This window comes from Paraburkholderia xenovorans LB400, assembly GCF_000013645.1.
GTDB lineage: Bacteria > Pseudomonadota > Gammaproteobacteria > Burkholderiales > Burkholderiaceae > Paraburkholderia > Paraburkholderia xenovorans.
Genome location: NC_007953.1, coordinates 846,423 through 867,618 on the forward strand (window position 1 = coordinate 846,423; position 21,196 = coordinate 867,618).

The following is a 21,196-nucleotide window of genomic DNA, read 5'->3' on the forward strand; positions in this document are numbered from 1 at the left end:
CCTTGAAAGCGGCCGTTGCAGCCGCACGGTGATGTGCGGCAGTTTAGGGTCGGGCATGGTCCTTCGGTGGTTGGCGCAAACTGAATCTCCCTCAATTCGCGTACGGTCTCCTGCTTGATGTCGGCATAGGGAGTCCGGCCGTGCGAGGTATCCGGGAAAGTTCGGCCACTTTCGGCCGTTCGATATCGGCGCCTAGATCGACGACAATAGATACCGACCGTACGTCGGTACTCGCCAAGGGCTATAGAGGAAAATATCTCGGCAACTGCAGATCTCGACGATTAGAGCCGTTAATTTCGATAAAAATTAAAGATCCGGTAGCAACTGCCGTTGAACGATCGTCTGTAGACAATGAGAGTCTCCCGCCGAATATGCTTGTTCGGCCGCCACAACCATTCATCACCGAATTCGCAAACAGATGACGGAGCCGCCAGAATTTCGACCCAATTTCCTATTCATTCAAGCGAGGGCTCGCCTTAAGGATTTCTTCATAACCTCGCTGTGGTTGTCCTTGATGTTAGCGGGCTTGACCGGTTGGTGGGGTGTAGAGGGTGACGCGCTCATGCTTCACCTGGCTGCAATTCTTGCGGTGCTGTTTTTATGCCTTTTCATATCGTTTATAGTCGTGTGCATTGTGCGCAAAAGGCATCCCATTGCGGAGTTGCGCCAGTTGGTGTCATTTAAATCCGTATTATATTTTGGATTGTCGTTAATATTTTTTGTTTTGCTGGGAGCTGTCGCGGTTGTATTATCGACCAAGAAGTGAGCTGTTGTTAAATAGCGTAATAATAAAATGAGTGAAACGACGAACACGCCTCTGTAATTCTACGACCGTTGTCGAGAAAGCCGACCGTCGCTTCCGGGTCGACTGCTGCCGATCGCGACCGTGCGAGATTCGGGCAGTCTATGCGATTTGCATGAGGCAGTGGTCGGCCATCAGGCGTCACCCACGTAGGGCGCCTACATGACATTCGAATGTCGCTTTGCTCTGTTACTGGCCATTCGCACGCCGATTATGCAGGTCGCTTCATCGTAGAAGCCTTTTTCTTGCGGAACGAAGCTGCAGGTCTTCGTGGGACCCAAGCTGGAACATCTGCTCCGAATTCTATGCCGCCATTGGCCTGGGCTCGGTCCAAGGCCCCGACGCCGGCAGCTTCCCGGCAGCGGTTAGAGAAATCGCGTCAGTTGCGTAACGGGTCGCCGGTTGAGCGGAGTTGCCCGTGCATCCACCGCGCAACCTGATTCACCGTGCCAATATCGGTATGCGAAAGATAGGGCTAAAGAGTTTGTATTTGCTGACGATAAACGAGGATGAGCATACAGCCGTACTAGCGCCCGCACGACTAGCGAGCAACAAGAACGCATTGGAGAGCCATGACTACTCTATCGTCCCTGAACACTGCCACGACCGCCGCGCTTGCTCCACTCGTGGATTCTGCAAACCGTTCTCCCGTCGTGTCGGCGAACGTCATCGACGGGCAGAGTATGGCGCTGTCTTCGCCGTCGACCGTTGTCACGATTCCTTCCTCCACCGGCGTTGTGGCGCTCGAAACCTATACGCCGGAGGTGACGCTGGCCGGCGTCACGCCGACAGTAACCACGGCCAGCGACAGTCGTGACGCCGTGACGCTGCAGATGCTGGGTAGTTACACCGCCGCGCAAACGATGACGGGGCAGTTCTCCGGTGTCGGCAGTGCGCTGCTCGACCGTTTCAAGACCACGGGCAGCGATTTTTCGCAGTCGGTCAGCATGACCGGCGGCATTGTTCCGTCGTCGCCGCAAGGGCCCGAGGGCAAGATCGATCTGACGGTTAAAACGAAAAGTGGCGTGACGGTCGACATTGAGATCGACAGCGGGGGCGGCAGCCTTTCGGCCAGCATTAAGAGCAGCGGCAAACTCAGCGACAGTGAACGCAGCGCCGTGGCACAGCTTGCCGACGGATTTCAGCAGGCCATCGATGGCTTGAGCGCCGCTCCGCAAAAACTCGACCTGAGCGGCCTCGCGCAATTCGACGCGTCGGCGCTCGCTTCCGTGAACTTTCAGTACAACGTCACCAACGACGGCAGCGCGAACATTTCGGCCAGCTATTCGCAAAGTAGCGCCTCTCGAAGCTTGAGTATCAAAAGCGCCGAAGGTGCCATTGACGTCAGCGTCGACACGAGCAATTCGGCGCTTTGGGGGACGAGTTCGCAGCGCGCCGCGTCCATTGCCAGCTATCTGCAGCAGTTCGATCAGGCGAATTCGGGCGGACACGGCAATGGGGCGCTAATGTCGATGTTTGAAGACGGTTTCGCGCAGATGAACGAGGACTATGGGACGCCGTCGGGCCAGGTGTTGCCCGGTGCCGCCTACGCGCCAGCGCTGCAGCAGGCGGATCAGGCGATGTTGACTGGACTCGGCGATTTCAGCGCATCGATCGCGGATGCGGCGACTTCTCCCAATCCGATGCGCCCCGGTGAAGTTAACTCGTTTTCCTATCAGGTATCCCAAACCACGAAACTCGCAGGCTCGCAACTCGACGGACAGATAACCCAGCACCAGCAGTCTCATCTGAGCGCGAGCTACCATCAGGCCTCATCGGGCGGCGGCGAACCGGTGTTGACATCGTCGCGCTCGTCGCAGAACTACGACTACGTGCAAATCGACGATAGCACCGACAGCACAGTGCAGATCGCAACGGAACGCGGTGCGCTGCTGGATGCGTCGTTGAATCAGTCGTCTGACCGGAAGACACGTGACTCGAAGTACGAAGAAGGCGAACTGATTTCGGATGTGACCACGCCGGAAGAAACGTCCCAGTCGTCGGACCTGCTCGCGTTGCTCAAACCGCTGATTGACAACGGCGACGCTACGCGCGATAGCGTTGAGTGGCAGCAGGCGCTTTCGCGTATCCATGGAATGATCCAACTTGGCGCGTAATTTTCGCCGGCAATTGGGAGGTTGGGTCATTTGAAAGAACTGATATCACCTTCACGATCCCTCAGGTTTCTGGATCTCTTTCGAAGGCAAACGCCTGAATGACGGGTGGCTCTGCCGTGTGAGTCACGCTGGAAACGAGTGGCCGTTAAGCTTCATAAGCGAGCATAAAAGCAGAGTCCGGCCCAGCGGCTGAATTGGGTCGACCACGGTCCGAAGCGAGTCGATCTCTGGCGAGCGCCGTATGCAATCAGCATTGGACCGGGGTCGGCCATAAAGGGACGCTCGCACGTGCAAGTAGAATCGCTAACAATCGGCTCCAGATTTGATGGCCGTTCCCATTTCGCGAGAAACAGCGATGAAGGTAACGATTGCATACATCGAAGAACCTCCGTTCGGTTGGACGGAAGCAGACCGTATCGCAACTGGCGCCGACATTGAATTGGCCAAAGTGGTTCTTCGGGCGATCGGAGCCACCATGATCGATTATCGTCTGACGACGTTCAGCGAACTGTTGCCCGGCGTTGAAGCCGGCCGCTGGGATATGAATGTCCCGCTATTCGTTACCCCTGAGCGCGCCAATCTGGTCGCGTTCAGCGTGCCGGTGTGGGCGATGGGGGATGGATTCCTGGTTCGGGCTGGAAATCCGAAATCGCTCGACAGCTATGCGTCGCTGGCCAGGCGCGGCGATGCGCGCCTTGGCATCATTGCCGGACAGGTGCAACATGACTCGGCGAGAGCGTCCCGTGTAAGTGAAGATCAGATAGAAATCTTCGAACACCAGGCCGACGCTATCGAAGCCGTCCGTTCGGGCGCTATCGATGCTTACGCGAGCACAGCTTTGGGAAACCGCATACTGGCGGATCGTATCGGCGGGTCGGTGTTCGAGGCCGTGGAGCACAAACCGGGAACGAATGGCAAGCAACACGAGCTTCCGTTCGGAGCATTCTCATTCAACAGGGGAAACAGCGACCTGCGTAATGCGGTAAACGCGCAGCTTCGTTCATATCTCGGCTCCCCAGACCATCGAGCACGCATGGCTAAATTCGGCGTGACGAGCAATGAGATCGATCCCGTTCTCGCACGTTGAGTGTGGGACGGCGTGCGGCCATGAGCGGCCCCTCGGTTCGACCACCCGGTCGGGGCGCAGCAGCCGCCCCGTCCCAAATTGGAAGGAGCCAAACGTGCAAATCAAACGGGTAGTTGCCAACTTCAGGGCGCTCGATCTCACTCGGGCCCGGGCGTTCTATCGAGATATCCTCGGCCTCGAGCTTTTGATGGATCACGGATGGATCCAGACCTATGGTTCTCAGACCGAGATGACTATCCAGGTGAGCTTCGCCTCCGAGGGAGGTTCCGGCACGCCAGTACCGGACCTGTCGATTGAAGTAGACGATGTGGACGCAGCACTTGAACGCATGAAAGCTGCCGGCTTTGCCATCGAATATGGTCCGGTTGACGAACCTTGGGGCGTCCGCCGGTTCTTCGTTCGCGACCCATTCGAGAAACTGGTCAATATCCTTGCGCACGCCTGAGCGCCGTTCACGGTTGGGCGAAATCGAAGGGGAATTGAACGTCCGCTTCGAAGCGTCGCGAATTTCCCGCTTCGGGTCGACTGCTGCCGGCCATGTCCGTTAAGGGTTGTTCGACGCCTGCCAACGCGCGCAGGAATGTGATGCGCCACCGCGCTTCGCTGGCAGGCGTCGAACGAGCCTCGATGGAGGAAACCGCGGAGTGCCTCGATGCGCTCGGAATCTTTGAGGCTATGGCGATTGATAGGCAGGGATGCCGGGTAATGTTGATGAATGCGTGGTCAGGCGGGACGCTGGATAGACGCTGACGCGGTGATGAAGCGGTGCAGTGGCACCGTTGTGATGGCGAAGCGGACATGCGAGGGACTGCGCGGAGCGACAGGCGCAAACGTCCGCTCGTGGGCCGCGTTGCCGCAAAGCCGACGGTCGGGTTGGACGTACAGGAAGCATTGCACTCATGTCTCAGCTCGCCGCATAGGTGGTGCGCGAATGGGCGCAGTGCGTTCCAGTATTTCAATGACGTTCATCGGTGCACCGCAGTGCCGGCAGACGAAGACCGGAGCGGCAGCAACCTCGCGATCGTCGGGCTGGGTGGCGACCTCGGGTGCGACGTGCAGCAACTCACGCACCTTCGCGAGGCTGGCGCGGCGCACCGGGTTGGCCAGCAGTCCGTAGTGACGGATGCGATGGAAGCCGCCGGGCAGCACGTGCAGCAGGAAGCGGCGCATGAACTCGCCGGCTTCGAGCGTCATGGTCTTGTAGCGCGTGTGTCCCTTCGCGCGGTAGTCCTTCCAGCGGAAGGTTACGCCGCGCTCATCGAATGCAACCAGGCGCTGGTTGGAGATCGCGACGCGGTGGGTATAGCGTGAGAGGTACTCCAGCACCGCTGCCGGTCCGGCGAAGGGACGTTTGGCGTAGACCACCCACTCGCAGGTGCGCAGCGGCGCAAGCCACCGCGCAAAGGCAGTCGCATTGGCAAGCCCCGTGTACTCGCCGAAGAACTGCAGCTGGCCGCGTCGATGTGCGTCTGCGAGTGCTTCGAGGAAACGCCTGCGGAACAGGCGCGAGAGCACACGCACCGGCAGGAAGAAGCCGGGGCGGCAGGCGATCCACCGCTGACCATCGGGCGACAGGCCGCCGCCGGGAACGATACCGTGCACGTGCGGATGATGCGTGAGTGCTGAACCCCAGGTGTGCAGCACCAGCGTGGCGCCGATCTGTGCGCCCAGGTGTCTCGGATCCGCAGCGATGGTACGCAGGGTTTCGGCGGCGATGTCGAACAGGAGCCCGTAGATGACCGCCTTGTTGTACCAGGCGATCGCACTGATTGGCGCGGGCAACGTGAACACGACGTGGTAATACTCCACGGGCAACAGGTCGGCCTGACGTGCCTCGAGCCAGCGGCGTGCGGCACTCGCCTGACACTTCATGCAGTGCCGGTTGCGGCAGGAGTTGTACGCGACCTCGATGTGGTCGCACCCTGAACAGCGCAGCACATGCCCGCCCAGCGCCGCGGTGCGGCACTGTTCGATGGCTGACATGACCTTCAGCTGCCCCAGGCTCAGCCGTACTGTTCGTCGCCAGGCTGGCCCGTGGCTGCGGAAGATGTCCGCAACCTCCAGCATGAGGCGCTACAGGGCGCGGGCTTACTCGGAGGGTAGGCGGTCCAGCGGACTGGTGACCTCGTGCAGCAGGTCGGTGGCCACCTGCACGTAAAGCGCGGTGTTCTCGAGCTTGGCGTGGCCGAGCAGCACCTGGATCACGCGGATGTCGACCTTCTGTTCGAGCAGGTGTGTCGCGAAACTGTGTCGCAGCGTATGCATGGAGACGCGCTTGTCGATCTGCGCGGCCTCGGCGGCAGCATGAATTGCGCGGTTCAGCTGCCGCGTGCTGAGCGGGTCGACGGGATCGAGCCCGGGGAAGAGCCATCCGCCGTCGGGCATCCTGCCCTGGGCCCGGGCCACGTGCCACCAGACGCGCAGGCGCTCCAGCAGCACTGGCGAGAGCATCGCGTAGCGGTCACGGCGACCCTTGCCCTGCTCGATGCGCAGTGTCATGCGCTGGCTGTCGATGTCGGTGACCTTCAGGGCCACCACTTCGCTTGCGCGCAGTCCTGCGCCGTAGGCGACCGACAGCGCGGTCTGGTGCTTGAGGTTGCCGGCTGCCTCGATGAGACGGCGCACTTCATCGGGACTGAGCACGACGGGCAGTGTGCGGGGCACGCGTACCGGGTGCATCCTGACCATCAGGTCAGGCCGGTCAAGCGTGACTTCGAAGAAGAACTTCAGGCCGGTAATGGCGTGATTCAGTGACACGGGCGATGTGCCGTGATCGACCAGATGCAGCTGGTAGCGCCGCAGATCCTCGACGGTGGCCGTGTCAGGTGAGCGCCCGAGAAAGCGGGCAAACTCGCGCACGATGCGCAGATAGGTGTCCTGCGTCTTCGGCGACAGCTGGCGCATGCGCATGTCGTCGGTCATGCGCTGGCGCAGTGGACTGGCGTTTGCCTGTGGAGAAGTCATGATTGGGCTCCTGCTGGAAGACGAGGCGGATTGCCTCATTCGCCAACATACGGAACCGCGCGGCGGACCTCCCATGAACCGCACGCGCTGCCCGGAGCCCTCTACCGCGCGAGCGGTTTCGTTCTTCGGCAAAATTCGGCCATGAGCAGTCGGTGAAGTCGGCGACACGAATGTCGGGTATCGCCGCTGTAGCTGCCACGCCTAGTCGTTACTATGTAAATTCGCGTTCAAACCGCCCCACCGTGCCGAATTGGTCGGCAACACCTCGACCGCGCCTGTTTGACTGTTTCTGCGAAACAGCAAGCCGTGTCGACCGGACAATTCCCGCGCCGCGAGTATGGTGCCGTCTGGCAGTTTTACCTTCGTGCCGGCCGTAACATACAGCCCAGCTTCGACGATACATTCGTCGCCTAGAGATATTCCGATTCCGGCATTCGCTCCCAGCAAGCTGCGTTCGCCGATCGAATTCTTACTCTTGCCACCACCCGACAACGTCCCCATGATCGATGAGCCAGCACCTACATCTGAGTTCTTGCCAACGACCACACCTGGGGTAACGCGGCCTTCGACCATCGATTCGCCAAGCGTGCCAGCATTGAAATTAACGAAGCCTTCGTGCATCACGGTAGTCCCGCTAGCTAGGTATGCACCAAGTCTCACGCGGTCTGCGTCGGCAACTCTGACGCCGTCAGGAATAACGTAGTCCGTCATGCGTGGAAATTTATCGACCGATGTAACCATTAGATGGTGATACTCGTCAGCCAGCCGATCACGTAGTTCATCAACGCGAGAAGGGAGTACGGGACCGGCCGATGTCCAGGCTATGTTTGGTAGTAGGCCGAAAATCCCGTCAAGATTGATCTCGTTTGGTTTGACCGACCTCTCAGATAGCAAATGCAGCCGTAGATAGGCCTCTTCAGTCGATACGGGCGGCTGCTCGAAGGATTCGATGGAGACGCCAACGAAGTCACCCTGAATGATGCCGACTTTCTCTGCCAGACAACGACGTCCCTTACCTTCCGCCGAAGAGGGAAACCACGCGTCGAGCGTCTTGCCGGTCTCTGCGTCGCGATAACGATGTCCTGGTCTCTGAATTTTCATGTAAGTAACGGTCACGGTGACGATGTGTCAGTAACTTTGGTCTGCCCAAAGCGCGGTTGAAGGAGCGTACCGGTGATGGCTCGCAACACTGTATAGGGATCTGGAGGAGTCAGGCGATCAAAATCTATTTTTGAGGGGATCCTGCATATGACTATTATCGATTTCAATTCCCTAGCATCGAATAAGCTACAGGCGTGGAAATCGTCTGTTGTCGGCCGCGTGGGCGCGGCAAATATCAAGGTTTTGCGCATGGACGGCCAGCCGTACGCAGAGGAGACACACGACTATAACGAGGCTCTGCTTGTCATTGACGGAAAGCTTCTACTTCGGGTGGAGGGGCGGAAGATCATTGTGGAATCTGGCCAGATGTACCTTGCTTTGGCGGGAACACCGCATTCAGTGCTTCCGGGCAGTTACGGAAGCCTCGTCATTATCGACGTTTAGAAAGCAGTCTCTTCGGACCTTCGGCTTGCCGCCTCTCTTTTCTTCGGGAGGAAGCGAAACACCGTCGTCGCTTGGGTTTCGAGCGCCGCTCTTCGTCGGCTCGAAGCGAATGCTCATCAACGCAGCTTCCATATGCTCGATGTCAACTTTCAGCCACCTATCAGACGTTTGATGCGAGAAGCTGAAAGGCGCTTCCGGGTCGGCTGCTGCCGGCCACGTCTGGCAAAATTCGGCCAGGAAAAGCCATCCGGATTAATCGTTCCGCGGATGCCTGGTCGTCTGCTTTTTCACCGAAGCAGACAACCGACAGGAATCGTTCATTCGATCTTGGCAGCGTGTCCCGCCACAACCCGACGGACTAAACCGCTCGCGCGGTAGGGGCTACGATCCGACGCTGGAGGTGAAGGTCAAGCCGGTCACGCGGTTTATGTTGGCGAACGAGGCAATCCGCCTCGCTCTTCAACAGGAGCCGAATCATGACCTCCTTACCGGCAAACGTCAGCCCATTGCGCCAACGCATGATCGACGACATGCGCATGCGCCAGCTAGCCCCCAAGACGCAGGACGTCTATCTGCACATCGTGCGCGAGTTCGCCCGGTTTCCCGGGCGCTCACCTGACACGGCCACCGTCGAGGACCTGCGCCGCTACCAGCTCTATCTGGTCGATCACGGCACATCGGCCGTGTCGCTGAACCACGCGATCACCGGCCTGAAGTTCTTCTTCACCGTCACGCTCGACCGGCCCGAGCTGATAGTCAGGATGCAACCGGTGCGCGTTCCCCGCATATTGCCAGTCGTGCTCAGTCCCGACGAAGTGCGCCGGCTGATCGAGGCAGCCGGCAACCTCAAGCACCAGACTGCGCTGTCGGTCGCCTACGGTGCCGGGCTGCGCGCGAGTGAAGTGGTAGCGCTGAAGGTCACCGACGTCGACAGCGAACGCATGACACTGCGTATCGAGCAGGGCAAGGGCCGCCGCGACCGCTACGCCATGCTCTCGCCGGTGCTGCTCGAGCGGCTGCGCGTATGGTGGCGCATGGCCCGTGCGCAAGGCAAGATGTTTGACGGCGGGTGGCTGTTTCCCGGGCTCGATCCACTCGACCAGTTGAGCACGCGACAGTTGAACCGCGCCATTCATGCTGCTGCCGAAGCCGCGCATATCGACAAGCGTGTATCCATGCATACCTTGCGCCACAGTTTCGCGACGCATCTCCTCGAACAGAAGGTCGACATCCGCGTAATCCAGGTTCTGCTCGGCCGCGCCACGGCGCGGTCGTGACGGGTCACTCGGAATCGTTCAATATTTCCTGAACGCGCGACGCTATGATCACGATCGCTGGGAGCATTATGCCGACGGGTCGGAGTCGCTCGGTTTCATCTGGATCAAGTCGATGGCGCAATGTCACAACTTCGCGGCTGACATTCGAGCGGGCGGCGACGACGCGACGTTCCTGCACCTGCCCGAGATCGGCATCCACGGCAATGCACACATATTCGCGCTCGATCGCAACAACCTGCAGATCGCCGACCTGCTGCTAAACTGGATCGATATGCACGTCAAGCATCTGCCCGCGCATCCCGCCGTGATGTAGGCCCAGCCGCGAGGTGGACATGATTGAAGCGAAGCGGCCGGGCTGAAGCATAACGGCGGCGGCATCCAGGTACACGCGCCCGACGTGCCGGATTCAGCTCAGTCCTGCAACGCAATGCTTTCCAGCGAACGCTGGCTGGTTTCCTCGCTGAACAGACCGACGGTCACGATCAGCAACAGCAACACCCCGGCCACCATCGAGGTCACGCCGGACACGCCGAACCGCTCGAACAACATCACCGTCAGGTAAGGCATTCCAATCGACGCACCGCGCGAACACACACCGCACCAGCCCGTGCCACGCAGCCGGATCGCGGTCGGGAACAGCTCCGGGATGAAGCCATACAGCCCGATCGTCGCCAGGCCATAGATCGTGCCTTCGACCAGGAAGCCGACCGTGCCGATCAGCACCTGACCCTGGAGGTGCGAGTACGCGACGCCGAGCACCGCGGACACAGCAGCAAAACCAATCAACCCCTTCTTGCGCCCGACCCGATCGGTGAATAGCAGCCCAGCCAGCACACCCAGCGGACCCCCGAACGCGATGATCGTGGCGAAACCCAGCGACGTCGATACCTCGAGGCCCTGCTTGACGAGGAAGGTGGGGATCCACGACAAGAAGCCGTACAGCGCGATGTTGATCGTGACGCCGGTCACCGTGCCGACGAGCGTCTTGCGCAACTGGCCACGAGCGAAGAGTGCGGCCAGTGACGAGCGACCGTCAGCGGCGGCCGTGACCGACGGCTGCAACTGCACCGGCGGCAACGACCCGTGGTGTCGGGCGACCTCCGCCTCGATGCGCTCCAGCACCGCCTGGGCCTCGGCTTCGCGACCGACCGATTCGAGCCAGCGCGGCGATTCGGGCATGCGCTTGCGCATGATCCAGATCACCAGCGCGCCCAGAGCGGCGATCAGGAACATCACCCGCCAGCCGAAGCGTGGGATGATCAGGTAGCTCAGCCCGGTCGCGGCCAGCACGCCGATGTGAATCATCAGGCTCATCAGCGCCGCCCAGCGACCGCGATACGCCGGCGGCACGAACTCGCACAGCGTGCCGGTGGCCACCACCACCTCGGCGCCCAGCCCGACGCCCATGATGAAGCGACCCACGATCAGCATCGGCATGTTCGGCGCAAGCCAGCATCCGACCGCCGCGAGCCCGAAGACCAGCAGATTGGTCTGATACGAATAGCGCCGCCCGAAGCGGTCGCCGACATAGCCAGCGGCGCCGGCACCAATCAGCATTCCGGTGAACGTCAGCGAGATGAACAAGGCGCCCTGGTGCAACGTCGCAAAGCCGGTCTTGACGGTCGCCGCCATCACTGTACCGCCCAAATAGATGTCGAACGCATCGATCGCGACGCCAGCGCCGATGAGGAAGAGGATTTTCCAGTGAAAGCGGCTGATGGGTAATCGGTCGAGCCGGGCGCCCGCATTAACGGATGTCGACATGTCGCACTCCTGTTGGCCGTGCGCGGTCGCGCAGTGTTGTCGCGGACCCCGTACGAAATGATGGAAACATTCGCTTGCGTGCTGCAGCGAGTCGGGAAGAGCACATCAGAAGAGGTGCCGTATGCCGATCTGCACCGCATACACCGCGTCGCCGAATGGCAGCGAGCCAGCGCTCTGGCTCGCGGGCCAGATACCGAAGTTGGTCTTCAGACCATTCTTCAGATAGCCGAGCTGCGTATAGACCGTGGTTCGCTTCGACAGCGAGTAGAAATAGGCCAGCGCATACAGCGTCGCGGCCGACTGTGCGCTCCCCGGCACATCGCGGTGCGCGACCGAGCCGCGGATATCGGCTGCGCCGATCGGCACGTCGACGCCGACGTCGTAACCAAACATCGTGCTGGTCCCCTCGATCATGTTGCGTTCGAGGTGTCCGTATAGCGTCAGCAGGCTGAATTCGTAGCTCGCCCCCAGCCCATAGCTGCGCGAACTGACCGAACTCACCGGCAGCCCGGCGGCATCGCCTGCGATCCGCGCGCGCGTGTAGTAGGCACCCGCATACAGCTTGTGAGCGTTGTACTCGACACTGAATGCATTGGACGAGCCGAGGCCGCCGTTGGCGAACGCATACATCGCGCGGCCGGTGAACCCGTGGAACGACGGCGTGATGTACTGGACCGCGTTGTTATAGATGGATGGAAAGCCGCGCGGATTGCTGCCGAGGTTCTGCAGCAGCGTGAAGATCGAGCCGGTGCCGCGACGCGCGAACACATCGGTCTTGCCGGAGATCCACACGGTCGGCGCGAACTGGCTGCCGAGCTGCAACGACCCGTAAGTCGTTGAACTCAGGCCGACATACGATTCCCGATTGAAGAAAGCGGTCGCGCTGGTCTGTGCACCATTGTTGATGTTGAAGCCGTTCTCCAGCTTGAAGTACGCGCTGAGCCCGCCGCCCAGGTTCTCGGTGCCCTTTATCCCGAACAGCGAGGTGTCGCTGCTCAGGTAGGTCCCGTTTGCCGATTTCGCGGCACCCTGCCCGGAGTAATGCTGGAAGTTTACCGACGCATCGATGATCCCGTACAGGATTACCGAGGACCCGTCGCCCGCGCTCTGCGCGCAGGCGACGCCCGGCATAATGCCGGCCATCAGCAGTGCGGCCGCATAGCCTGACCACCGGTGATTCACTCTGCTTTTCATTTTTTTGATTTGCTTCTGTGGTGGGATCGCCCCGCCGGTCCACGCCGCATCCCGGCACGGGCGATCGGTTGTTGTCTCCTGCTCCTCCTGCGTGCCCCACCCGATCTCACATGCCGAACAGATCGGCCTTGAGCAGCGTGTTGCGCAGCAGTCGCACCAATGCGACGTCGACCATCAGGCCGTTGTGCGAAAACGCACCGACCCCCTGGCTCTCGTGCGCGGCAAACGCGCCCGAGACCTCGCGCGCGAAACGCACTTCTTCCGCCGACGGCGAGAATTCGTCGAGCGCCACCGCGATCTGGTCCGGATGCAGCGCCCACTTGCCATCGAAGCCCAGCAGCGCAGCCTCGCGCGCCTGGCGTCGGTAGCCGTCGAGATTCTTCAGATCGACGAACGGGCCGTCGATGGCCTGCACGCCGTTCGCGCGACAGGCGACCACCAGCTTGAAGCGCGCGTAGTGCCACAGGTCCCCCGGATAGTCCGGATGGCCATTGATCGCCCGCCGATCGATGCGCTGCGAGGCCGAGTAGTCGCCGACCCCGAGGACCGCCGCCTCGAGCCGCGGGCTCGCCGCGCAGATCGAATCGACGTTCAGCAGGCCAGGCACTTCCTCGATCAGGATCTCGATGCCAATCTGTCGTTGCAGGCCGGCGCGCGTCTCCAGCATGCCGAGCAACCGGTCGACGAACTGCAGGTCGGCGGGGGTCATCACCTTCGGCACCATGATTGTGTCGAGCACGGTGCCCGCCTTCGCGACCAGCTCGCTGACATCGTCGATGAAGTGTGGCGATGCGAGATCGTTGACGCGCACGCAGCGCACCTTGCCGCTCCAGTCGAGCGAGTGCAGCGCATCGATCACCATGCCGCGCGCGCTGTCCTTCATGCTCGGCGCAACCGCATCCTCGAGATCGAGGAACACATGATCGGCAGCACTCGCGGCGGCCTTCGCCATCATTCGCTCATTGCTGCCCGGTACTGCTAGCTGCACGCGGCGTGGACGTTCCTTCACTTGCTTCATCAGCTTTCTCCTGGTGGTCTTCGGATGGGGGTGTGTCAGATGGTTGCAGCGGGCGCACGCGAGCGAGCACCTCGGCGGTGTGCTCGCCGAGTTGTGCGGCGCCCCGGGCCACACGCCCCGGCGTGCGCGACAGCTTCAGCGGCACGCCGGCGATCGCCAGCGGTTCGCTGATGCCGGGATGGGCGACGCGCGGGAGCATCTCGCGCACCGCGAAGTGGGGGTCGTCGAAGATGTCAGCGGCGTTGTACACGGGGCCGAACGGGATCTTGCCGCCGAGCAGCGCGATCAGCTCGGCCTTGGTGTGGCGCACCGTGAATTCGCTGACGAATCTCGTGATGTCGGTGCGCCGCGCGAAGCGCTTCGGACCGTCGCTCAACGTCGGATCGTCGCGCAGGTCGGTGCGGCCCATGATGTCGCACAGCAGCCCCCACTGATGCTGCGCGACGCAGCCGATCGAGACTACGCCGTCGAGCGCCGGAAACAGCCCGAACGGCGCGAACATCGGGTGGTTGCCGCCTTCTGGCTCGCACACCACGTGCGCGTACGAGTAGTGGTGGACGATGCGCTCGCACAGCGCCAACATCGTGTCGACCATCGAGACGTCGACGTACTGGCCGAGGCCGGTGCGCTCGCGGTCACGACACGCGGCCAGCACGCCGAACGCGGCAAGCAGACCCGGCATGATGTCGCCGACGCCGGGACCGGTCTTCACGACGGAGGTCTTGTCGAGTCCGGTGATTCCGATTAGCCCCCCCATCGCCTGCGCGACCACGTCGAACGCCGGCCACTCGGTGTACGGACTGATGCCGCTGCCGCCGTGGCGATCGCCGAATCCGCGTACCGACGCATAGATCAGGCGCGGATTCTCGGCCGAGAGCATCCCGTAGCCGACGCCGAGCCGATCCAGCACGCCTTCGCGGAAGTTCTCGACCACCACGTCGGCCTGGCGCGCGAGCGCGATGAAATCGCGGCATCCGTCCGCCGATTTCAGGTCGATCACCACACTCTTCTTGTTGCGATTGACGCTCTGGTAGTAGCCGCCATGCGACCGCAGCGTGTCAGCGGGATGGAACGGCCCGAAGTGACGCGTCGCGTCACCTTCCGGCGGTTCGATCTTGATGACCTCGGCACCGTGGTCGGCCAGCATCTGCGTGCAGAACGGGCCGGCCAGCATCTGCGTCAGGTCGAGCACGACCAGTCCGCGCAGGCTGCCGAACGCGTCATCCGTCATGACGTTCCCCGGTGCGACGCTTGATCAGCACAGTTCGCTCCGCCTCGCACACGATCTGCTCGCGCTGGTTCATCCCCCAGTGGCGAAAGCGCACCACGCCGGCATCGGCCCGATCCGGGGCCGGTGTAGCCGACAGCACTTCGCTGTAGGCGCTCAGCGTGTCCCCGTGGAACACCGGCGACTGCAGCCGCAACCGGTCGAGCCGCAGTTCCGCGATCGCCTGTTCGGCGGTGTCCTGACTGGCGAGGCCGATGACCATCGACGCGGTGATGCCGCCGAATACCAGCCGCTGACCGAACGCGGTATCCTTCATCGACTCCTCGTTGAAGTGTGCCTGCGCGGTGTTCATCGTCAGGTGGGTGAGCAGCACGTTGTCCATCTCGGTCACGGTGCGACCGCGGAAATGCGCGAAGCGCCGACCGGGCGTGAAATCCTCGAAGAAAAGCGACTCGACTTTCTCAATTACCTGGTTCATCAACAGTTCTCCCTGCATTGAATGAGTGTTCGTATCGATCGCGACGGCCGCGAGCGGCTCATGCGACCTTGCCCAGCAAGTGATCGGAAATGATGCGTAGCTGGATCTCAGAGGTGCCCTCGAAGATCTTGGTCAGGCGTGCGTCGCGCCAGTAGCGCTCGACCGCGAAGTGGGTCGTGTAGCCGGCGCCGCCGTGGATCTGTAACGCATCGCTGGTGACCGTCTCGCTGATCTCCGCTGCGTAGTACTTGGCCATCGCGGCTTCCTTCTCGCAGCGCACGCCGCTGTCGATCTGCTCGCACACCGAGCGCAGCAGTTGCCGGGCGGTCTCGACACGCGTCGCCATGTCGGCGAGACGGAAACGCAGCGCCTGAAAGTCACCGATTGGGTGGCCGAACTGCACGCGCTGGGTCGCGTAGTCGAGTGCATCCTCAAGAGCGCCCTGAGCCAATCCGATCGAGCGCGCGGCGGTATGCGCGCGTGCCGTCTCGAGGCCGTGGGCAACGTAGTAGAACGCGCGGCCCGGTTCGCCGATCAGCGTCTCAGGGCCGACGTAGACGTCGTCGAACGACAACTCCCACGTCTTCCAGCCGTAGTAGCCGATCTTCGGCATCGGCGAGCCGATCACGCCCGCCGGCAATGCGCCACGGGGCTTCTCGATCAGGAACGCGGACAGCCCCTGATGGCGCCTCGCCACGTCGGTGACCCGCGCGGTGCGCGCGATCACGACGATGTAGTCGGCGCCATCGGCAAATGTGCACCAGCATTTCGAGCCCGTGATGCGCCAGCCGTCGCCGTCCGGTATCGCGCGTGTGGTGAGCGCGGCCACGTCTGAGCCGGCGTTGGGCTCCGACATCGCCAGCGCACCGAGGAATTCGCCGCATGCCATGCGCGGCAGCCAGCGCTGCCGCTGCCCGTCGGTCATCCCCTGCACGACCATCAGCCCGAGGTTGCGGATGATGCTGCCGACGCTCATCCAGGCCCGCGATAGCTCCTCCGTGATCAGGCAGTACTCGGACACGCCGAGCCCGAGCCCGCCGTATTCCTCCGGGATCAGAATGCCGAAGTAGCCGAGTCCGGCCATCCGCTCGCGCAAGGACATCGGGATATCCTCCTTCAGCGGATCGAGCCGGTTGGCGAGCGGCAACACCACCTCGCGCGCGAACTGCCGGGCCGACGCCTGGATCAGCCGGCGCTCCTCGGTCATGAACGTCATACGTTCACCGGCTCGCGCATGTACACCAGATTGGTCCGCGTGAACGTGACCACGCGCTCGCCGGACGCGTCATGGCCTTCGGTCATCCAGGTGACAATCCCGAAGCCGGGGCGGCTGTCGGACACGCGTTGCGCCTTCACAACGCTGCGCGCGCGCAGGGTCATGCCCGGATAGACCGGACGCTCGAATTGCAGGTCGTCGACGCCCAGGAAGGCGCCCCCTTTCTCGCTGAGGTCCTCGACCGACAGACCCAGCACGGTCGCGAATACCAGATACGGATGGATCGGTATCTCGGCGTGGCCCAGCGCTTGCGCAGCGGTCACATCGAGGTAGAGCGGATTCAACTGGACCGTGAGCGCACCGTAGAGCACGTTGTCCGCGCGGGTCATCGTGCGGCCCCGCGCGTGGTCGAAGGTCCGCCCGGGAGTAAAGTCCTCGAGGAAGTTACCCTTTCCAGCTATCGGGAATTTCTTTAGTTCATTAGGAGTCATGATCGATTAAATCGGATGTGAGTAAAAGAGAAGGCGAGCGGCTAGCGGAACCTCACCGGCCGGCGCGCCAAACTGGCATTGATCGCGGCGATCTCCTCGTCGATCGCTGCGTGCAGCACGGCACTTGCCGGCCGCATCAGGCGTTTCATGTCACGCAGCGCAAGCGCATCCTGCGCCGCCAGTTCGTCGGCCCGCGCCAGCGCGCGCGCCTGGACCTCGGCCGTCGGCGCAAGTTCGTGGATGAGTCCGGCGGCATGGGCGTCGGCGCCGCTGAATTCGTGCCCTCGCATGAGCCAGCCACGCGCCCGGCCCCCCCCGACCGCGCTGGCCAGCAGCAGCGAACTGCCGGCCTCGGGGCCGATGCCAAGTTCGACGAACGGCAGCCGCAACCGGGCGTCGGCACTCCCGACGCTCCAATCGGCATGCAGCAGCGATGTGGCACCAAAGCCCATCGCGACGCCGTGCACCGCAATGACGACCGGCTTGCTCAGGCTCGCGAGCGCGTGCAGCGCCCGCGGCACCGGATCGCCCGGGTGCTGCGGCCAGCGCGTGAAATCCTCGAGGTCATGGCCGGCCGTATAGTGCCCACCGGCGCCGCACAACACCACGACGCGCACCGATACATCGTCCTGCGCCGCTTCAAGCCGGTCCGCCAGCGCGGAAAACATCTCCAATGTCAGAGCATTGCGCTTATGCGGTCGCATGATCGTCACGATACACACGGTGCCGTCGCGGGCAGCGCTGCAAGTCACGTCGGGTAAGGCGGCATCCATGGAGGGCGTCTCTTATGTTCGAATAATTAGCGTTTACACATTATGTTCGAATAATTTAGACCGCGTCAATAGATTCGAATAATTAGCCAATTTGCAGTGAGGTGAGAAGCCGGCTATCATCCGGCCACCGCCCGCATTCCCTTCCATGAGTAGCGAACCTGAACACGACAAGAATGCCCCGCTGCGCCACGCGGATGTGCATGCCACCCTGACACGTGAACTCGCGGACGGGCGGTTTCCCGTGGGCAGCCGGTTTCCGAACGAGGAGGAGCTGCAGAAGCGCTTCCAGGTCGGGCGCCACACCGTGCGCGAGGCACTAAAGAAGTTAGCCGACCAGGGTTACATCGACCGCCGCCGCAAGAGCGGCACGGTGGTACTGTCGAATGAGCCGGCGGTCCGCTACATCCAGCTACTCGGCACCATCAGCAATCTATTCGATTTCGGAACCCATACCGAGCTGAAGGTGCGCTCGTTCGGCTTCGTGCGGCTACGCGACCCACACCTGTGTGAATTGCTGAAGCTGCCGCCGGACGAACGATGGCTGCGCATCGCCGGCGTGCGTATGCAGCCGGACAATCCGGCGCCGCTGTGCTGGTCCGAGTACTATCTGCCACCCTGCTATGCAATCAGCCGTGAAGATCTCGACCGACTGGTCGGACCGATCTATGCGCAGGTCCTGAAGCGCCACGGACTGCAACTCGATCACGTCGACCAGGAAATCGGTTCGACAGCGCTGCGCGCCAATGCCAGCGCGCTGTTGCAGGTGCCGCGCGGCTCGCCTGCGCTGACCGAAGTCCGGCGCTATTTCGAAGGTGCAGGCGCGTTGATGGAGGCCACCATCAACCTGTATCCGGCTGGCCGCTACGTGGTGCGCAGTCGGATTGAACGCCAGTCAGACATCAAGAGTGCGCAATAGGCAAGACGACATAATCTTTTGGCATAACGTCTTTTGCTGCTAGCCGGTGTAGAGGGCCTATCCGAAGACAAGCGGTCGGTTGGTTGGCGCACCGGCGAGTGGCCGCCATCCGGAAATGCGAGTGTCCCATTTGGGTCGCAGATTAGGGGTAGGAAACGGCGATCGCCGTCCCCTCCCTCCGAACCCGGTGTGCAGTTTTCCAGCGACGGGCTCTCCAGTCAGTTGTTTCCATATAGGGATTAGCGCGCCAACCGATGAGCCTCGGACATCGTGAACAGCCCAAGATTAGCGAAGAAGGCATTTGGCCATCGCCGGTGATCGTGAAGGCAGTGACCCTGACCCGGACGATGAAGCTGTCGGCGCAAGATCGCTCGCAGACGGCGACCATCGCCTCGAAGCAACCCGCGTTGAGCCAGCGTTGCGTTTGCTGGTAGACCAGTTCCCACGGTGGGAAGTTAGTCGGCAGCATGCGCCACGACGCACCGGCGCGCGCCATCCAGCGCAGTGCATTGAACATTTCGCGCAGTTCGTATCGGCGCTGCGGCGCGTCTTCGCTCATCAGGGCCAGGTACGGAGCGGCGAAGCTCCATTCTTCGTCCGAAACGTCCGTGGGGTATGGCTTGCGTTCTGGCATTGCGCCAGGTTACCAGGTTTGACACAAAGTGCCTAACACGCTCTTCTATGGGGAACTAAAAGTCAAGCCCGGTTATAAACATTCTGTTATACGAAGTAAATCTCCTTGTCCGGCCTCTACGGCCAGCCTGCGCGGTCACCTACCATGACCAGGCGCAGGCTGGCCGTAGAGGCCGTTGCGTAAAGAACGGTACCGACGCTCATCGCGTAAACCTTGTTGCAGCCGGGCATGTCAATGTCATTCAGGTCAGGGTGTCTGTTGACCGGTCAGTGCCGGGTCGACCTTCTATCCGTGCCGGCCTGACAGGCCGGTCACCTCATGCCGCATGCGCGAAGCGCTGGCGCCACCCTGTTACCGACGCGCCCCATCTAGGGAAACGGCCACCCGCAGTGGGTAGCCCGAGCGTGTTCCGGGCGCGTTGACCTTTACATGCTGTTGCTGCATCCGATGTCATTCAGTCATTCAGGCCCTCACGGTGTTGACGTCGCGCGGCTTGAATATCGCGCCGACGGGGATCTCGCCGTGCTCGAGATAACGCCACAGGGCGATCGCCAGACGGCGTGCGAGCGCGACGATACCGATGCGCCGCATCCGCTTGCCGGTACCGGCAAAGCGCTCGTTGAACCAGTGGCTGAGCTGGCTGCCGGGCTGCAGGCGCAGCCAGCTCCAGGCGAGCTCGACCATCAGCCAGCGACATCGCCGGTTGCCCGCCTTGCTGATACCGAGTTCAACCTCGCTGGTGCCGCTGGCGTACGGCGTGGGCGTCAGGCCCAGACAGCCGGCCACTTCGCGGCGGTTGCGAAACTGCCGCCAGCCGAACAGTTCCCTGACAAGCGTCCACGCGCTGCCTGCACCGATGCCGGCAAGCTGGGCGAGCAGCGCCATGCCGGGATGTGCGCCGCTGCGCACCTGCCGCTCCTGCTGCACTTCGAGCAGGCGGATCTGCTGGTGCACCAGCACGAGCCGCTCACATTCGCGGTCAATCTCGGCGCGCAGCCCGGGCGCCAGCAGCTCGCGCTGACTGGTCCACCAGTGCGTCCAGATGCGACCGCCGACAGACCGGATCCGAAGGTTGTGCAGTACCAGCAGGGAGCGGATCCGGTTGGTGTGCGCGGTCTGCTCTTTGCGCAGGCGTTCGAGCTCACGGTGCAGGCGCCGGTCGTCCTCCTGCTCGGGCGTGGGAATGCGTGCCACCGCCCACACGCGCCGCTCGCCCGCGTAATAGCGCATGAGCATCGACAGCAGCTTGTCGCTGTCAAGCCGGTCTGTCTTGGCGCGACGCGCACGGCGGTTCACCTCGATGCTGGCCGAATCCACCACGAGATTGACGATGCCCTGTTCAGCCAGCCAGCGGTGCAGCCAGAAACCGTCGCGGCCTGCTTCATAACAGCTGTAGACGGGTGCGTCGGCGCCGAGATGGCAACGCGCCCTGGCGTTGGCGATGGCGGTGAGAACCGCCGCGGTATCGCCGGCGGCGACCGTACAGCGGCTGGGCGCGCGCTGGCCATCACCCAGTGAGAGCTTCCAGTTCCTCTCGCCCAGTTCAAAAGCCATGTACAGGCGGCCACCTGCCGTCGTATTCTGCCCACGGAGGGCTGTGTCAGGCGTATCCATTTGCGTGCTCCTTCGGAGAAAACGAGTGTGCAAGTCCCGTTTTACTCCAGTCGGGCTTTCTGTCGCTGCCCTCCCACA

Annotated in this window: 19 protein-coding genes and 1 pseudogene; 7 read left to right on the top strand and 13 right to left on the bottom strand. The window is 62.1% G+C overall.

Annotated elements, in window-relative coordinates; genetic code table 11:
- The first annotated feature begins 1,374 nt into the window (after positions 1-1,374).
- The 3 genes from BXE_RS40560 (at position 1,375) to BXE_RS40570 (ending at position 4,451) form a co-directional block, all read left to right on the top strand.
- On the top strand, positions 1,375-2,919 hold the full coding sequence (locus tag BXE_RS40560) for a hypothetical protein (RefSeq protein ID WP_011493952.1): 1,545 nt from the start codon (positions 1,375-1,377) through the stop codon (positions 2,917-2,919).
- Between the two features lie 355 nt (positions 2,920-3,274).
- Positions 3,275-4,006: an ectoine/hydroxyectoine ABC transporter substrate-binding protein EhuB gene (locus BXE_RS40565; RefSeq protein WP_040123500.1), complete on the top strand. Its 732-nt coding sequence runs from the start codon at positions 3,275-3,277 to the stop codon at positions 4,004-4,006.
- Between the two features lie 94 nt (positions 4,007-4,100).
- Positions 4,101-4,451, top strand: a complete 351-nt coding sequence (locus tag BXE_RS40570) for a VOC family protein (protein ID WP_011493954.1) — start codon at positions 4,101-4,103, stop codon at positions 4,449-4,451.
- Positions 4,452-4,903: 452 nt separating this feature from the next.
- Here the strand turns inward: BXE_RS40570 and BXE_RS40575 are convergent, their stop codons facing one another.
- The 3 genes from BXE_RS40575 to BXE_RS40585 form a co-directional block, all read right to left on the bottom strand.
- Positions 4,904-6,073 carry an IS91 family transposase gene (locus BXE_RS40575; protein WP_011493955.1) on the bottom strand — a complete coding sequence of 390 codons (1,170 nt, stop codon included), beginning with the start codon at positions 6,071-6,073 and terminating at the stop codon, positions 4,904-4,906.
- A 21-nt stretch (positions 6,074-6,094) separates the two neighbouring features.
- A complete protein-coding gene (locus BXE_RS40580; protein WP_011493956.1) occupies positions 6,095-6,970 on the bottom strand; it encodes a tyrosine-type recombinase/integrase in 876 nt (291 codons plus the stop codon).
- Positions 6,971-7,171: 201 nt separating this feature from the next.
- A complete protein-coding gene (locus tag BXE_RS40585) occupies positions 7,172-8,071 on the bottom strand; it encodes a DapH/DapD/GlmU-related protein (RefSeq protein ID WP_011493957.1) in 900 nt (299 codons plus the stop codon).
- A 147-nt stretch (positions 8,072-8,218) separates the two neighbouring features.
- On the opposite strand from BXE_RS40585, the gene BXE_RS40590 reads away from it, so the two are divergent.
- The 3 genes from BXE_RS40590 (at position 8,219) to BXE_RS40600 (ending at position 10,105) form a co-directional block, all read left to right on the top strand.
- On the top strand, positions 8,219-8,515 hold the full coding sequence (locus tag BXE_RS40590; protein ID WP_011493958.1) for a cupin domain-containing protein: 297 nt from the start codon (positions 8,219-8,221) through the stop codon (positions 8,513-8,515).
- Positions 8,516-8,991: 476 nt separating this feature from the next.
- The gene (locus tag BXE_RS40595) at positions 8,992-9,792 is read left to right on the top strand and encodes a site-specific integrase (protein ID WP_011493960.1); all 801 of its coding nucleotides are present in this window, start codon (positions 8,992-8,994) and stop codon (positions 9,790-9,792) included.
- A gap of 112 nt (positions 9,793-9,904) precedes the next feature.
- Positions 9,905-10,105: a hypothetical protein gene (locus tag BXE_RS40600; protein WP_040123499.1), complete on the top strand. Its 201-nt coding sequence runs from the start codon at positions 9,905-9,907 to the stop codon at positions 10,103-10,105.
- A gap of 98 nt (positions 10,106-10,203) precedes the next feature.
- Here the strand turns inward: BXE_RS40600 and BXE_RS40605 are convergent, their stop codons facing one another.
- The 8 genes from BXE_RS40605 to BXE_RS40640 all read right to left on the bottom strand — a co-directional run bounded on the left by BXE_RS40605 (position 10,204) and on the right by BXE_RS40640 (position 17,954).
- Positions 10,204-11,556 carry an MFS transporter gene (locus BXE_RS40605; protein ID WP_011493961.1) on the bottom strand — a complete coding sequence of 451 codons (1,353 nt, stop codon included), beginning with the start codon at positions 11,554-11,556 and terminating at the stop codon, positions 10,204-10,206.
- A gap of 105 nt (positions 11,557-11,661) precedes the next feature.
- A complete protein-coding gene (locus BXE_RS40610) occupies positions 11,662-12,750 on the bottom strand; it encodes a porin (RefSeq protein ID WP_011493962.1) in 1,089 nt (362 codons plus the stop codon).
- Between the two features lie 106 nt (positions 12,751-12,856).
- Complete coding sequence (locus tag BXE_RS40615; RefSeq protein ID WP_040123497.1) at positions 12,857-13,768, bottom strand: HpcH/HpaI aldolase/citrate lyase family protein; 912 nt, start codon at positions 13,766-13,768, stop codon at positions 12,857-12,859.
- Positions 13,710-14,999 (bottom strand): CaiB/BaiF CoA transferase family protein, encoded by a 1,290-nt coding sequence (locus BXE_RS40620; protein WP_011493964.1) that lies wholly within the window; start codon positions 14,997-14,999, stop codon positions 13,710-13,712. Before BXE_RS40620 ends, BXE_RS40615 begins: the two co-directional genes overlap by 59 nt.
- Positions 14,989-15,474, bottom strand: a complete 486-nt coding sequence (locus BXE_RS40625) for a MaoC family dehydratase (RefSeq protein WP_011493965.1) — start codon at positions 15,472-15,474, stop codon at positions 14,989-14,991. Before BXE_RS40625 ends, BXE_RS40620 begins: the two co-directional genes overlap by 11 nt.
- A gap of 58 nt (positions 15,475-15,532) precedes the next feature.
- Positions 15,533-16,690, bottom strand: a complete 1,158-nt coding sequence (locus tag BXE_RS40630) for an acyl-CoA dehydrogenase family protein (RefSeq protein WP_011493966.1) — start codon at positions 16,688-16,690, stop codon at positions 15,533-15,535.
- Positions 16,687-17,181 (bottom strand): MaoC family dehydratase, encoded by a 495-nt coding sequence (locus tag BXE_RS40635; protein WP_011493967.1) that lies wholly within the window; start codon positions 17,179-17,181, stop codon positions 16,687-16,689. Before BXE_RS40635 ends, BXE_RS40630 begins: the two co-directional genes overlap by 4 nt.
- 41 nt (positions 17,182-17,222) lie before the next feature.
- On the bottom strand, positions 17,223-17,954 hold the full coding sequence (locus BXE_RS40640; protein ID WP_040123496.1) for an enoyl-CoA hydratase-related protein: 732 nt from the start codon (positions 17,952-17,954) through the stop codon (positions 17,223-17,225).
- Between the two features lie 145 nt (positions 17,955-18,099).
- Between BXE_RS40640 and BXE_RS40645 the strand changes: the two genes are divergently transcribed.
- Positions 18,100-18,870 carry a GntR family transcriptional regulator gene (locus tag BXE_RS40645; RefSeq protein ID WP_011493969.1) on the top strand — a complete coding sequence of 257 codons (771 nt, stop codon included), beginning with the start codon at positions 18,100-18,102 and terminating at the stop codon, positions 18,868-18,870.
- Between the two features lie 280 nt (positions 18,871-19,150).
- Here the strand turns inward: BXE_RS40645 and BXE_RS43720 are convergent.
- Together BXE_RS43720 and BXE_RS40655 are read right to left on the bottom strand one after the other, a co-directional pair.
- Positions 19,151-19,504, bottom strand: a pseudogene (locus BXE_RS43720) (transposase); the annotation flags it as partial.
- A 462-nt stretch (positions 19,505-19,966) separates the two neighbouring features.
- Positions 19,967-21,118 (bottom strand): IS110 family transposase, encoded by a 1,152-nt coding sequence (locus BXE_RS40655; RefSeq protein ID WP_011493650.1) that lies wholly within the window; start codon positions 21,116-21,118, stop codon positions 19,967-19,969.
- Positions 21,119-21,196: the final 78 nt, after the last annotated feature.